A 14,290-nucleotide genomic window follows, 5' to 3' on the forward strand; every position below is an offset into this window, starting at 1 on the left:
ATATGCTCAAAAAATGATCAAATTTTGCCTTGGTAAGCTAAAATTGCTATAAATTTTTGCGCTTGTGATTATCTTTCCTTTAACCCATTGAATAACGGATACTATTTGGGTATAATGATAGTGGTTACAAATAAATAAAATTTAGGAGGCGTACGAAATGTTTGGTTACATGGGAAAAATTTTACGTGTCAATTTGACGACCAATGAAGTGACAACTGAAGATCTGGATTTTGAGTTGGCAAAAAAATATATTGGTGGTCGTGGTTTAGGAACAAAGCTGTATATGGATGAGGTTGATCCACAGGTTGATCCTTTTGCCGCAGAAAATAAGATTGTCTTTATCAATGGTCCGTTGTCGGGGACAGCGACACCTACCGGTGGTCGGTACATGGTCGTTACAAAATCGCCGCTAACAGGCTGTATTGCTTCTTCAAACTCTGGTGGAGAGTGGGGAGCCTACCTGAAATATGCTGGTTATGATGCGATTATTGTTGAAGGTAAGGCAAGTCTGCCGGTTTACCTTAGTATCGATGAAGATAAGGTAGAAATCTTGCCAGCTCTTGATCTGTGGGGTAAGATGGTTTCTGAAACGAGCGATCTCTTAAAAGAAAAACAGCCTGGGTCCAAAGTCTTAACCATCGGTCCTGCTGGTGAAAAATTGTCTCAGATGGCAGCGATCATGAATGAAAAAGATCGGGCCGCTGGTCGTTCTGGTGTTGGTGCGGTTATGGGTTCAAAGAATTTGAAAGCCATTACTGTTAAAGGGAACTTAAAACCGGAAATTGCGAATCCAGACGGATTAAAAGCAGTTACCAAAGAATGTCGTACCTTATTAAAAGAAAACGGTGTCACCGGTGGTGGTCTACCTACCTATGGAACAGCCGTATTGGTTAATATTATCAATGAACATGGTGTTTATCCAACTAATAACTTCCAGGGCGGTCAGGATCCGGATGCTGAAGCTGTCAGCGGCGAAACCATGACAGAAAAATATCTGATCAAGCGTAATCCTTGTCATCATTGTCCAATTGGTTGTGGCCGTTGGGTTAAAAGCGAACATAGCCCTGATGGAATTGGTGGACCGGAATATGAAACCCTTTGGGTATTTGCCGGCGATCTTGGAATTGACGATATGGATATCGTTATTGATGCCAATTATTGGTGTAATGAAATGGGTCTGGATACCATTTCGGCTGGGGCAACCTTAGCAGCTGCGATGGAATTGTATCAACGTGGTTATATCACTGACGAAATGTTGGATGACGAAGTAATCCTGAAATTTGGCAACGCTGAGTCTGTTATTCACTGGCTCAAAAAAATGGGTAACCGGGAAGGCTTTGGCGATTTATTAGCTCGAGGTTCTTATCGATTAGCTGATTTCTTTGGGGTTCCTGAATATTCCATGTCTGTTAAGAAGCAAGACTTACCAGCTTATGATCCTCGTGGAATCCAGGGAATGGGTCTACAATATGCAACCTCTAACCGTGGCGGATGTCATGTTCGTGGCTACCTGATTTCTCCTGAAATCCTTGGTTTACCAGAAAAATTGGATCGTTTTGAGTTAGCTGGAAAACCAACCTGGGCAAAAATATTCCAGGATCTGACCGCTGTTATTGACTCAACCGGTTTATGTTTATTTACTTCATTTGCACTTGGCGCTAAAGAATATGCTGATATGTTAAATGAAACATTAGGTACCGATTGGACCGCCGATGATGTATTGTTAGCTGGAGAACGGATCTGGAATCTGGAAAAACTCTTCAATTTAGAAGCGGGTATTTCGTCAGAAGAAGATACATTGCCACCGCGTTTTCTGGAAGAAGAAATGCCAGAGGGACCAACCAAAGGTTGGGTTCATAAACTGGATGAATTACTTCCACTTTACTATAAAGAACGTGGTTGGGATGAAGATGGTATTCCTACGGAAGAACGTCTTGAAAAATTAGGTTTATTATAAAATAAATTTAAGGGACGATCGATGATCGTCCCTTTCGTTTTAGGAGGAAATATGGCAATCAAGATTAAATTATTTGCTAACTTTCGCGAGGGCCGGGGAAAGATTGTAGAAATGGATTATACCCCAGGGATGACCGGACAAGATGTTATTGACAGTTTGGGTATTACCGCCCCGGAAATTGCAGCACTTATTGTCGATGGGGTTGATGGAAAGGTTGATGCCATGCTCGCTGTTCCCATTAAGGAAGATGGCTATATGGCGATTTTTCCACCAGTTGCTGGTGGTTGATCCTAATCTTAGAAAAGATAAGCCTTGAGTCAACAATGATCTTCAGGGCTTGTTTCTTATCTAAGAATAAGAAAACGATAAAAAAACCAAAACCGGTTGGTTAGTCCGGTTTTGGCTTCAAAGAAAGTGTCCTGATTCATATTATTTCGGTTACAAATAAATAAAATTCAGGGACGTTCAGGGAAAAAAAAGACCACTCCTTTAGGAATGGCCTTTTTTTTCTGCACTAAAAAAATGCAAAATGACAAGAAAAATAATTCTGTCAAGCCCCTTTTCCACAATGGGAGACATAACCGTTTCCGATTATACCCTACGGGTTTAAGTTCATAGCAACAAGCCTTAGAAACTTTAAACTTCGGAGTGATTATATTATACATGATAATAGATGAGAACGCAATAAAAAAAGTCGTTTATTACAAATTTTTGCGACTAAAAGAAAAGGCAGTCGATAAATTTAAAAAATAGTTTAAGGAAACTTCAATATAACTTGACAGATGATTGAAACTGGATTATTTTAGAGTCAAGCTCATATGACAGAGTGTTCATGTGAGCAATGCTGATCGCAAGAGGCGTTTAAAGAAACGGAGGAACCGATGAAAGCAATTGAGATATATGTGTCGGAAATAGGAAATACTGGAAATGGCTGTGGTTCAGGAGCAGACCGGGAAGTATTACGGATACGAACCATTGTCGAGGCGTTAACAAATGAAGGGAAAAATGTACTGAGATATGGTTTGATTGAAAATCCGGAGGTTTTTGCCAGAAATAAAGAAGTCAGTGAAATTGTCTTGAAAAATGGACCAGACGCTCTACCAATCACGGTGGTGGACGGTGAAATTGTAAAAATTGGCACTTATCCATCAAATTTGGATTTAGCCACCTGGTCGGGGATGACCCAAGACGAGTTAGTATTGATGTTGATGAAAGCAAAAATGTCAAATCGTAGTTTTTGTGGAGGCGATTGTTGTTAAGTGCCAAAAAGGGGCGTGAAACACGCCCCATTTAGATTCGTTATTTTTTTAGCAAACTAAATGCGCATCAATAATATGGTTTATTGATGCCGTTTAGTCAGCTCCTGGAATAGTGATTCTAAATCCACATTCTGGTTATTAAGCAAGACCAGCAAATGGTAGATCAGATCCGAGGCTTCGTAGATCAGCTCTGCAGGATCGTTGTTTTTGGCGGCAATAATGGTTTCAGCAGATTCTTCGCCTATTTTTTTACATATTTTATCGACTCCTTTTTCAAACAGGTAGTTGGTATAAGACCCTTCAACCGGGTTTACTTTGCGGTCGGCAATGAGATTGTAAAGCATCGTCAGTACTTCCATATTGCCCAGGTTTGTTTCCGGATTTACAGCCAGGTTACGATAAAAACAGGAAGTATTGCCGGTGTGGCAGGCTGGGCCAGCAGGAATAACTTGAAGTAGCAGCGTGTCGCCGTCGCAGTCATAATCAACTTTTACGACGGTTTGGGTATTGCCGGACGTTTCACCTTTGATCCATAAGCCTTGCCTACTGCGACTGTAAAAGGTGGCTTTTTTAGTATCCAGCGTCAATTTCAATGCTTCTTCGTTCATCCAGGCCATCATCAGTACCTGACGGGTTTCATAATCCTGAACGATGGCAGCAACCAAGCCCGCCTCGTTATATTTTATATTTTCCAAATCCATGGTTTACCTTTCTATACCCGTCTGACAGGTATTTGTTGATCGTGTAAGAAGTTTTTTAAATCAACAATGGGAATTTCTTTATAGTGAAAAACGGATGCCGCCAGCGCTGCATCGGCGCCGATTTTTAATACTGTGGCAAAGTCTTCCATTTTTCCGGCCCCGCCGGAGGCAATAATCGGAATGGTCAGAAGACGGGAGAGTTTCTGGTTGAGCTCCAGATCATAGCCTTTTTTAACCCCATCGGTATCGATGGAGTTGATGCAGATCTCTCCGGCACCCAGATCCTGACCCTGTTTGGCCCATTCAATGGCATCAATGCCAGTGTTTTCCCGGCCGCCTTTAACATAGACATCCCAGGAACCCTTATTGTTGCGCTTGGCGTCGATCGATAAAACCACACATTGAGCCCCAAAACGAAGGGCGGCTTCGCGGATCAGCTGGGGGTTTTTAACGGCCGATGAATTAACCGAAACCTTATCGGCGCCGGCCATCAGCACTTTGCGAAAATCTTCGACCTTGCTGATACCGCCGCCAATGGTAAAGGGGATGCGGATGGCTTCAGCCACTTTTTCAACAATATGAATAAAAATATCGCGATCTTCATAGCTGGCGGTGATATCATAGAAAACCAGTTCGTCGGCGCCCTGGTCGGAGTAGTACCGCCCCAGTTCGACCGGATCGGCGACATCCTGAATATTCTGAAATTTTTTACCTTTTACCACCCGGCCGTGATCCACGTCCAGGCAGGGGATGATCCGTTTAGTCAGCATGATTTGAGCTCCTCTTGCAACAGTTTTTCCAGATCGATGGCTCCTTCATACAGAGCTTTTCCGGTAATGGCGCCGTAAAGCCCCATTTCCTGAAGACGGATCAAGTCTGCTGATTTAGAGATGCCGCCAGAAGCGATGATATCAATTTTTAAATTATCATTGAGAACTTTGAGCATCTCAAAATTAGGACCAGTCATCATGCCGTCTTTTGATATGTCGGTGTAAACCAGCGTTGACAGACCCAGTTTTTCTAAGTTGCTGGCCAGTTCAAGCGCTTCAATGTTGCTGCTTTGCACCCAGCCTTCGGTGCAGACTAAACCATTTTTAGCATCAATGGAAACGCAGACTTTTTCATCATAGAGATCCAGGAGTTTAACAATAAAGTCGAAATCTTTAACGGCCTGGGTACCGATGATGATCCGGGTAACACCGCTGTCGATATAGTCCCTGGCAATTTCCAGTGTTCGAATACCACCGCCAAGTTCCACCGGAATATCTAGAGCGGTAACAATGTCTTTAACCAGTTTTAGATTTTTCGGCTGGCCGTCAAAGGCACCATCCAGATCGACCAGATGCAGATACTGGGCTCCCTTGGACTGCCAATTCAGGGCGACATCCACCGGGTTGTCAAAATAAATGGTTTCAGCATCCTTCTGCCCTTGCATCAGGCGGACGCATTTACCGTTTTTTAAATCGATGGCTGGAAATACAATCATGATATTATCTCCTTAAAGTTTTTTAGTAGTTGGAAGCCCACGTTGGAGCTTTTTTCCGGATGAAACTGCATCCCAATGACGTTGTCCTTGCGAACAATCGCGGGGACCTTGACGCTGTATTCGGCATAGGCGACGACATCATCAAAGTTCTCCGGATTGGCATAGTAGGAATGGACAAAATAGACATAGTCTTTGGTTCCAATGTTTGCGACCAGCGGACTGCTTTGGTTGATCACCAGATTGTTCCAACCCATATGGGGGATTTTTATCCCGGGAGCGTCGAATTTGACGATTTCTCCGGGGATATAGGAGAGTCCGGAAAATTCACCGTCCTCATAGCTTTTATCAAAAAGTAGTTGCATCCCGAGGCAGATTCCCATCAGGAGCTTGCCTTTTTTGACATTGTCATTAAGGGCATCAATGAGATCAAATTTCCTCAGGTTGTCCATGGCGTCGGAGAAAGCTCCAACCCCGGGCAAAATGATGGCATCAGACGCATCCAGGACCTTTTTATCGCGGGTGATGGTGCCGGAAAGGCCGACATCACCGAGTGCGGTATAGACATTTTTTAAATTTCCGACATCGTAGTCGACAATTGCGATCAATGGTTGTCCTCCTGTTATTCTATTATTCCTTTAGTGGATGGAATTTCGGTATTACCCGCTTCGATCGTGCAGGCATCTTTTAGTGTTTGCCCCAGCGATTTAAAAATCCCCTCCACAATATGGTGGTTATTTTTGCCGTAGAGGGAAGTCACGTGAAGGGTTATTTTACTGTTGCTGGTAAAGGCCTGAAAGAACTCTTCTAACATTTCAGTTTCAAAGTCGCCGATAAACTCCCGGTTGAGGGGGACATCGAAAACGAGGGTGCTGCGGCCGCTGATGTCCACACAGGTGCGGCACAGGGCCTCATCCATGGGGGTGAAGGCAAAGGCATAACGATTGATGCCGGCCTTGTCCCCCAACGCATCATAAAAAGCTTTTCCCAGCAGAATACCAATGTCTTCAATGGCGTGGTGGTTGTCCGCTTCGTCACCGTGGGCAGCGATAGAGAGATCAAATCTTCCGTGTTTGGTGAAGAGCGTCAGCATATGATCAAAAAAACCAACGCCGGTGTTGATCTTGGCTACTCCAGATCCGTCAATATTGAGTGAAAGTGAAATTTCGGTCTCGGTGGTGGACCGGTTTAATGTGCTTTTACGCTTCATTGTACACGACCTCCTTGATAATATCCAGAATCTTTTGGTTTTCCTGGGGTTTTCCGATGGAAAAACGAATACTGCCGGGAGTGGCGTCCGTTTTTATAAAACGTTTGATTAGAATGCTTTGCGCAAGGAGCGCTTCATAGATGGCTTCAGCCCGGTCGGTCTCAAAATAAACAAAATTGGCGCCGGATGGATAAAGGGTCACACCGGGGAAGGTTTTCAGCACACGTATCGCTTTTTGTCGCTCTGCCTTTAAAATTTCCAGATTTTTAAGGATCGCATCGCGGTTTTTCAAGGCGATGACGGCCAATTTCTGGGTCAGAACATTGAGGTTGTAAGGCCCCTTAACCTTGTAAAGAATATCAATAACACCTTTGTTTCCCAGGGCATAGCCGCAGCGGATGCCGGCCAGACCAAAGGCCTTGGAAAAGGTTCGCAGCACCAGCAAGCGGGGGTATTTTTCCAGCAGATCAACACCCGATTCACCGAAGAACTCGATATAGGCTTCGTCCAGGATCACCAGCGAAGGGACCGAATCCAATAGTTTTACAATATCCGCGCGACTAAAAATATAGCCAGTGGGGTTGTTGGGGTTACAGATATAAAGCAGTTTGGCTTGATTTTCTTTTGCGGCCGTAATCATGCCTTCCACATCGGGAATGTGTCCCGGCAGATCGGGCACCATGATATGGCTGGCATTGGCAATGGTGGCCCAGATGTCATACATGGCAAAGGAGGGCGAGTGGGAGACCACCACATCACCGGGATCCACAAAGGCCTGGTTGATCATGGCAATCAGCTCGTCAGAACCGGAGCCACAGACAATGCCTTCGCCCGGGACACCGGTATAGTCGGTGATGGCTTCGATCAGTTCCGGAAAACAAGCCTCCGGGTAGCGGTTTAAATCAGTATTACAGATCTCGTCGCAGAATTTTCGCTTGAGTTGCATGGGAAAGTCATAGGGACTTTCATTGGCATTGACGATGATCTCAAACTGCGGGGCATCGACCTTGTAGGCAATTAATTGCTGGATGTTTTTTCGTATCAGTGATTTCATTAGTCTTCAAACCGCCTTTCAACTGCTTTGGCATGGGCATCCAATCCTTCACAACGGGCAAAGGCGGCAATCTTTGGATAGACTGCTTGCAATGCGGCCTGATCATAGGAGAGAATGCTGGATTTTTTGAGATAGTCATAGACTCCCAGAGGTGAGGAGAATTTGGCTGTGCCGGAAGTCGGCAGGGTGTGGTTAGGTCCGGCAAAATAATCACCCAGAGGTTCTGGAGTGTAAGCGCCCATAAAGATGGCGCCAGCATTCTTTACCTTTTCCAGCGAAGCCATAGGATCTTTGATGAGCAGTTCCAGATGCTCGGGAGCAATCTGGTTGGACAACTCAAAGGCTTCATCGAGATCTTTGACAATAAAGACAAAGCCATAATCATCGACTGATTTTTTGGCGATTTCTTTGCGGCTTAAGTCTTTACTGATCTGGCGGTAGACTTCTTCAATGACTTGTTCTCCCAGTTCGGCTGAGGTGGTCACCAGAATCGGCATCGCCAGTTCGTCGTGTTCGGCCTGAGACAGCAGATCGGCAGCGGCATAAACCGGGTTGGCATTTTCATCGGCAATGATTAGCACCTCGCTGGGTCCGGCAATCATATCAATATCGACCTTGCCAAAAACCTCTTTTTTAGCGGTGGCCACATAAATATTACCGGGCCCAACAATTTTATTAACCGGTTTAATGGTTTCAGTGCCGTAGGCCAGGGCGGCAATCGCCTGAGCCCCGCCAAGTTTATAAATTTCGTGGACACCGGCAATTTTGGCCGCAGCCAGGATCGTGGGGTTGATTTTTCCATCCCGTCCCGGTGGGGTCACCATCACCAGGGACTTTACCCCGGCCACCAGTGCCGGAATGGCATCCATCAGCACGGTCGAGGGGTAGGTGGCTTTGCCGCCGGGGACGTAAAGACCGACCCGCTCAATCGGGGTGATGTGCTGGCCCAGAATGACTCCCGGTTTAGGCGAATAGGTCCAGGTTGTTTCTAACTGTTTTTCGTGAAAATCACGAATGTTTTGGGCCGCCTCCCGGATGATATCCAGAAGTTCGTCAGGAACTGCGGAAAAGGCGGTTTCGATTTCTTCTTCAGTGACCTGCAAGTGGGTGAGGACACAGTGATCAAGGGCCTGGGTGTAATACAAAAGAGCAGCATTGCCATCATTTTTTACCCCTTTAATGATTTCCAGAACAGCGTTGCGAATATCCTCGCGCTCATCTTCGTTGCGTTTTAATATCGTATCAAGATCCATGTCTTGTTTATAGATGATAGTTTTCATTATATTCCTCTCCATTTTTTTAAACAACCAGCTTTTGTCGATAGCTCACTAATAGCTATAACTGGTTTTCAAATGCCTTGATAATGGGATCAATCATATCCCGTTTGGTTTTTAAGCTCACCTGATTGACAATTAGTCGGGAGCTGATCTCGCAGATTTCTGCCAGTACCGACAGCCCGTTTTCTTTTAGGGTATTGCCACTTTCGACAATATCGACAATGCAGTCAGCCAGACCAATCAGCGGAGCCAACTCCACCGAACCGTTGATTTTAATAATATCCACCAGTTGGTTCTTGGCATGAAAATAATCCTTGGCAATGACTGGGTATTTGGTGCCCACAATCATTTTTTTGCCATAGGGGATCGGTTGGTTTTCAAAGCCAGCCACACACATTTTGCATTTGCCGATGTCAAGGTTTAGCATCTCATAAACCTGGGCAGGATGTTCTAACAGCACATCCTTACCAACAATGCCAATATCGGCAGCGCCTTTTTCGACATAGGTAGGAACATCCGGTGATTTCACCAGAAAAAACTCAATCGTCCCGGTAGTGTCAGTAAAAATCAGTTTTCGGCTTTTTTCTGAGTAGTCTAAAAAAACATAACCCAGATCAGATAACAGCTCAATTGCTTTTTTGGCCACACGGCCCTTGGCCAGGGCGAATCGGATCACCATTTACACGACCTCACTTTCTGAACCAATTGTTTTAATTTCTAAGAATGTCCCGTCCATTTCAGAGAAGAGTTTGCCATCCATCAGGAAGTATAGTACGGCATTTTTATAAAGGGCATTTTCTTTAAAAGATGTCACATGTGTTTCTTTCGTTTCGGTCATCAGAAACACTTCAGCGATTGATCCTTTTGTTCGTAATTGCTCCGCCATTTTGTAGGCATCGGATTTTTGCGAATTTTCATAAAAAATCACATCGGTCTTTTGATCATCTCGCGGGAGTAGCTGGTGTTGCTCCATGTAATCAATCACTTTTAGTAGATCAATGGCAAAACCACAGGCCGGACGGGGAATACCGAATTTTTCTGACAGGTTGTTGTAACGTCCGCCGCTGATCACCGGTTCGCCGCAGCTGTTGATATAGCCTTTAAAGTTGATATCGCTGTAATAGTTCATCTGATTGGTGAATCCAAGATCAAAACTGACATAGCCGGCCAGGCCAATGACTTCCAGATGGGCGTAGATTTCAGAAATATTTTTTACAACCTGTTGCATTTTGTCATTGATGCATAGGGCTTTCATTTCTTTTAAGACGGTTTTCGGTTCGCCGTAGAGAAGCGGCAATTTAAGGATGACCGCTTTTTTAGCATCAGGCAAGGCCAGTTTTTCTAAATAACTTGCAATATCGCCAATGTTTTTGTTTTCGATGTATTTAAAGAGGGTTGCCTTTTCTTTGCAGGAGAAGGCCAGGTCATCAAATAAAAAATTAATAAACCCCACATGGCCCAAATCAATGTGGACGTCCTCAATGCCATTTTCAAGCAGTGAGCGAATCGCCAGGGCGATCACTTCGCCGTCGCATTCCGGGCTGTTGTTGCCAAAATATTCGATCCCAATTTGGGTGATTTCTTTCTTAATAATCTCCGGTGATGAAAAATTCCGATAGATATTAGTCTGGTAAGAGAATTTGATGATCTCTTGAGAATTAGGATGATTCATGGCGGCCATTCGGGTGACCGGTAGGGTGGCATCCGGCTTTAGCACAAGAACCTTACCTTGATGATTGACCAGCTTGAAAAGACCGTCGCTGGGAATGGAATCTTCATTGACGTATAGATCATAGGTTTCAAAGGTGGGGGTGGAAATCTGATGATAGCCAAAGGAACGGTAAAGTGACATAAGTTTAGCGTTGATCTGCTGCAGGGCGAAATAATCCTGGTGTTGGATGTTTTCAAAGCCGTCGATGGAATAATTAAAAAGCATATGAACCTCCTTGTTCAATGTTGTGCTTTAATACTGTAGTCTGATAAAGTGATGTATTAATTGTAACATTTATTTATGGTTTGTCAAAGCATTTATGCGGTTTTTTTAATTATTTTATGAATTCGCCATTTAAGCGTATCCACAAAAATAATTTTTGATTCCGTACCCGAAAAATGGTGTCAAATTCAGATGAGAATCGCTTTTTTTATAATACTCAAAATAAAAAGGGTCGGTAATGGATTTTGTTGACAGATTGTATTATAATATATCTATGAATTGAAGGCAAATATACAAAAGAATCATCTTTAGTGAAAATATGGCGATGTGCGTTAAATCAATAACATTAAGACATCAGAAAGTAAGGTGTTCAGAATGCTGAATGAGTTAAATGTTTTTTCAGAAGAGAATTTGATAACGATGGCGGTGATTTTAACCATTGTTTTTTTTAGTTTGGTTGGTGGCGCAGGCTATCACTTTACAAAAATGAAAAAAAGGCGTGAAGAATGGCAACAAACTGAAAAAATGTATCTGGGTATTTTTAACCAGGTTACTGATAGTGTCATTATTGTTGATAATGAAGGGATTATATTCATGGCGAATGATACGTTTTTAAATTATCAGGGAAAACCAGCAGATAAAATTATTGGCAAAAGCATCCAGCGTATTCCGATGGATTATGTTTTTGAAGAGGAACGGGATGAACTGAATAAGGCGATTGCGCAAAAGGGTGTTTATGAAAGAGATATCAAATTTTTTCATAAAAGCGGCGAAGTGATCCCGATTCATCTGGTCTTTAAACCGCTAAAAATGCGTGACAAAAAAGGGCGCGAAAAGAGCTATATGATTATAACGGGCAAAGATTTAAAAAAGGCCAATGAGAAGGATACATATATCAGCCAGCAAAAAGAAGAACTCCTGGAAATTCAACGTCTTGCCCATTTGGGTTACTGGGAAATGAATTATTTAACAAAAAAAATTTACTGGTCAAGGGAACTTTATAGTATACTGGGTTATGAAGAAGGGGAAGTTGAACCTAATCTTGACATCATTTATTGGATGGCCTATGAGGATGATCAAAACCGCGTTTGGAAAGCATTCCTGCGGGCATTTCAAGCTCAGGAGAAGGTTGATACTCATTATCGCATAAAAAATAATCGCGGAGAAATTCGGGACATTTACTTAAGAGTACGACATTACTTTACAAAAGATAATGAACATCAGCGAACAATTGGGATTCTCCAGGATGTCACAAAACAGGTTGATTTGCGAGAAGAATTGAATGCCCAGCTTGTTTTTACAGATAAGGTTCTAAATAATAGCCGGCTTTTGTTTATTGAATTCAATAATGCTTTTGAAGTCCTCAGTATTAATCATGTGGTCCATCAATTAAGCGGAATAAATTATGATGAGGTTGAAGATAAGAACTTACGGGATATTTTTGGGAATCTCAAACGTCTCCATCGAAAATTCGTAAACGAAAACCTGGATTTCAAAAAACCGTTGCCTTTTAAGGATCACAAAGGGAATGTTCACTATATCCAATGGGATCATGCGACGTTTACCAGAAGAGATGGAAAAAATACCAATATTCTGCTTGGAATCGACGTTACCGACACCATTGAAAAGAGAAAAGCTTTGGAAGCGGCTTTTGTCCAAGACCCGATAACCAAACTCCCCAATCGTTATAAATTAGAACAGGTTTTGGGGAATTATTTTAGTAAATGCAAAAATAATTCGGAAAAGCATCTGGCTTTGATTTTTATTCATCTTGAGGGACTTCACGCAGTCGGTGATGCTTTTGGTCAAACGATTGAAGATCAGTTGATCCAATCTTTAAGTGAACAATTATATGATGTTATTGGGAAGTATGGGTTGCTAGTTCGTCGCTACTCGGATCAGTTTGCGCTATTCTATCCCTGTGATTCAAGCATAAAAATAATTCTTGAAATCTGTCAGATGATTACGGACTTACTTAGTAATCCCTTCATTATTGAAGGAAACGCTTTTATTTTAAGAAACCACATTGGTGTTTCCAAATATCCGGATCACGCTACAAATAAAGAAGATTTGATCCGTTTTGGCAGTGCTGCGATGCATGAAGCCCAGCGATTGGATCTGGATTGCTATTTTTATCACGATTCCCTAGGAAAGAAATTAAAAAGTAAAGTAAATGGATATGAACTAAACAACTAAATTTGAGGAGTCATCTATGACCTATAAGTGTGTGGTTTTCGATTTTGACGGTACCCTTGCGGATACTGAGGAGAAAGCCTTTAATATATATAACAGTCTGGCAAAAAAATATAAGTACAGCACAGTCACTATGGAAGAATTACAGCATATCAAAAATCTTCACATCAAAGAGATCAAGGAAATTGTGGATATCCCTTTTTACAAATTCCCCCGGGCAATCCGGGATGGACAAAAGATGATGAGAAAAGAATCAAGCGAAATTCATGCTTTCGCTCCGGATATTCATGATTTTTTTACAGCACTGCGTAAAGAAACCGATCATATTGGGATACTTACCTCCAATATTAAAAAAACCGTTTCTGATTTTTTAATAACCTATGATATTAGTCATGAGATTGAGTTTATCATGTGTTCCGCACTCATGTCCAAGTCAAAAAAAATCAAGAAAGTTCTGCGAAAGCATGACATTAAGCCTGACGAAATGCTTTATATCGGGGATGAGGTTCGTGATATAGAAGCCTGCCAAAAGGCCGGGGTGGATGTGGTTGCTGTTAAATGGGGATACAATTCCCCCTTTGCACTTGAAAAATGTAAGCCCACTTTTATGATTGATACCATATGGGATGTCATTGATATTGTTAGAACAAACAACAAACCTTAAATGAGATTGGCTCGCTAACTAGACGCGTGAAGAAAAAAGCTTTTCTACGCATTTTATGGTGTGATTAAGCGGTATTGGCTGGGGGTTTTTGAGACGAGTACGGAGACATTGAGATCATCATTAATTTCAGCAACAACGGCGGCGATGGCTTCATCATTTGCACCATAAATTACACAATTTAGTGTTGTTTCGTCGACGATAAAAGCACCTACATAATAGTAACCATTAGATACTGTAACAGTAACACCGCTGACATGGCTTAGTAATTTTAGCTTAACGATTTCGATGGCTTCCTGGGTGTCCATGACCTGCTTGCCAGTGGTCACATCATTTAGTCCAATGAGGAGTTCATAGCGGTCAGTGGTTTCCAGATCAATGGTATCGGATTTTTTTTCAGAGGAGGATACACAACCAGCAAGAGTTATGATACAAAGGATAAAAGTGCCTAATAAAAGCAGTTTCTTTTTCAAGACGATTCTCCTAACTATTTTTTTATAATCCATTTTTTAGTGCATGAGTACTCTTTTTATCATAACATAGATTGATAGCAAAAGAAATG

15 protein-coding genes and 1 riboswitch are annotated in these 14,290 nt (G+C 42.6%); of the genes, 5 read left to right on the forward strand and 10 right to left on the reverse strand.

The window, feature by feature from the left end; translation table 11 throughout:
* Positions 1–157: 157 nt before the first annotated feature.
* From U2P91_RS02070 to U2P91_RS02080, 3 genes are all read left to right on the forward strand, one after another.
* Complete coding sequence (locus tag U2P91_RS02070) at positions 158–1,957, forward strand: aldehyde ferredoxin oxidoreductase family protein (protein ID WP_111886553.1); 1,800 nt, start codon at positions 158–160, stop codon at positions 1,955–1,957.
* A gap of 51 nt (positions 1,958–2,008) precedes the next feature.
* Positions 2,009–2,245 carry a MoaD/ThiS family protein gene (locus U2P91_RS02075; RefSeq protein ID WP_026395460.1) on the forward strand — a complete coding sequence of 79 codons (237 nt, stop codon included), beginning with the start codon at positions 2,009–2,011 and terminating at the stop codon, positions 2,243–2,245.
* A 249-nt stretch (positions 2,246–2,494) separates the two neighbouring features.
* Positions 2,495–2,618, reverse strand: a riboswitch (molybdenum cofactor riboswitch).
* A 220-nt stretch (positions 2,619–2,838) separates the two neighbouring features.
* On the forward strand, positions 2,839–3,216 hold the full coding sequence (locus tag U2P91_RS02080) for an arsenic metallochaperone ArsD family protein (RefSeq protein ID WP_111886555.1): 378 nt from the start codon (positions 2,839–2,841) through the stop codon (positions 3,214–3,216).
* Between the two features lie 80 nt (positions 3,217–3,296).
* Here U2P91_RS02080 and hisIE read toward each other — a convergent pair whose 3' ends face one another.
* From hisIE to U2P91_RS02125, 9 genes are read right to left on the reverse strand one after another with little or no spacing between them, the layout of a single operon-like run.
* Complete coding sequence (hisIE, locus tag U2P91_RS02085; protein ID WP_111886556.1) at positions 3,297–3,917, reverse strand: bifunctional phosphoribosyl-AMP cyclohydrolase/phosphoribosyl-ATP diphosphatase HisIE; 621 nt, start codon at positions 3,915–3,917, stop codon at positions 3,297–3,299.
* Between the two features lie 11 nt (positions 3,918–3,928).
* Complete coding sequence (gene hisF, locus U2P91_RS02090; RefSeq protein WP_111886557.1) at positions 3,929–4,687, reverse strand: imidazole glycerol phosphate synthase subunit HisF; 759 nt, start codon at positions 4,685–4,687, stop codon at positions 3,929–3,931.
* A complete protein-coding gene (gene hisA, locus U2P91_RS02095; protein ID WP_111886558.1) occupies positions 4,681–5,403 on the reverse strand; it encodes a 1-(5-phosphoribosyl)-5-[(5-phosphoribosylamino)methylideneamino]imidazole-4-carboxamide isomerase in 723 nt (240 codons plus the stop codon). Before hisA ends, hisF begins: the two co-directional genes overlap by 7 nt.
* A complete protein-coding gene (gene hisH, locus U2P91_RS02100) occupies positions 5,400–6,008 on the reverse strand; it encodes an imidazole glycerol phosphate synthase subunit HisH (RefSeq protein ID WP_111886559.1) in 609 nt (202 codons plus the stop codon). Before hisH ends, hisA begins: the two co-directional genes overlap by 4 nt.
* Positions 6,009–6,022: 14 nt before the next feature.
* Entirely contained in the window at positions 6,023–6,610 is a 588-nt protein-coding gene (gene hisB / locus U2P91_RS02105; RefSeq protein ID WP_322518967.1) for an imidazoleglycerol-phosphate dehydratase HisB, read from the reverse strand.
* Positions 6,600–7,664 (reverse strand): histidinol-phosphate transaminase, encoded by a 1,065-nt coding sequence (gene hisC, locus U2P91_RS02110; protein ID WP_322518968.1) that lies wholly within the window; start codon positions 7,662–7,664, stop codon positions 6,600–6,602. Before hisC ends, hisB begins: the two co-directional genes overlap by 11 nt.
* Positions 7,664–8,944: a histidinol dehydrogenase gene (gene hisD / locus U2P91_RS02115; protein WP_322518969.1), complete on the reverse strand. Its 1,281-nt coding sequence runs from the start codon at positions 8,942–8,944 to the stop codon at positions 7,664–7,666. Before hisD ends, hisC begins: the two co-directional genes overlap by 1 nt.
* A 55-nt stretch (positions 8,945–8,999) precedes the next feature.
* A complete protein-coding gene (gene hisG, locus U2P91_RS02120) occupies positions 9,000–9,620 on the reverse strand; it encodes an ATP phosphoribosyltransferase (protein WP_322518970.1) in 621 nt (206 codons plus the stop codon).
* Entirely contained in the window at positions 9,621–10,877 is a 1,257-nt protein-coding gene (locus U2P91_RS02125) for an ATP phosphoribosyltransferase regulatory subunit (RefSeq protein ID WP_322518971.1), read from the reverse strand. It lies immediately after the preceding gene.
* Between the two features lie 372 nt (positions 10,878–11,249).
* Here U2P91_RS02125 and U2P91_RS02130 point away from each other — a divergent pair, with 372 nt between their 5' ends.
* Together U2P91_RS02130 and U2P91_RS02135 are read left to right on the forward strand one after the other, a co-directional pair.
* Positions 11,250–13,070: a PAS domain S-box protein gene (locus U2P91_RS02130; RefSeq protein WP_322518972.1), complete on the forward strand. Its 1,821-nt coding sequence runs from the start codon at positions 11,250–11,252 to the stop codon at positions 13,068–13,070.
* A 16-nt stretch (positions 13,071–13,086) separates the two neighbouring features.
* A complete protein-coding gene (locus tag U2P91_RS02135; protein ID WP_242988558.1) occupies positions 13,087–13,731 on the forward strand; it encodes an HAD hydrolase-like protein in 645 nt (214 codons plus the stop codon).
* Positions 13,732–13,784: 53 nt separating this feature from the next.
* Here U2P91_RS02135 and U2P91_RS02140 read toward each other — a convergent pair whose 3' ends face one another.
* Positions 13,785–14,201 (reverse strand): hypothetical protein, encoded by a 417-nt coding sequence (locus tag U2P91_RS02140; RefSeq protein ID WP_111886565.1) that lies wholly within the window; start codon positions 14,199–14,201, stop codon positions 13,785–13,787.
* Positions 14,202–14,290 lie beyond the last annotated feature (89 nt).

It is taken from the genome of Acetobacterium sp. K1/6 (assembly GCF_034438075.1).
Lineage (GTDB): Bacteria > Bacillota > Clostridia > Eubacteriales > Eubacteriaceae > Acetobacterium > Acetobacterium carbinolicum.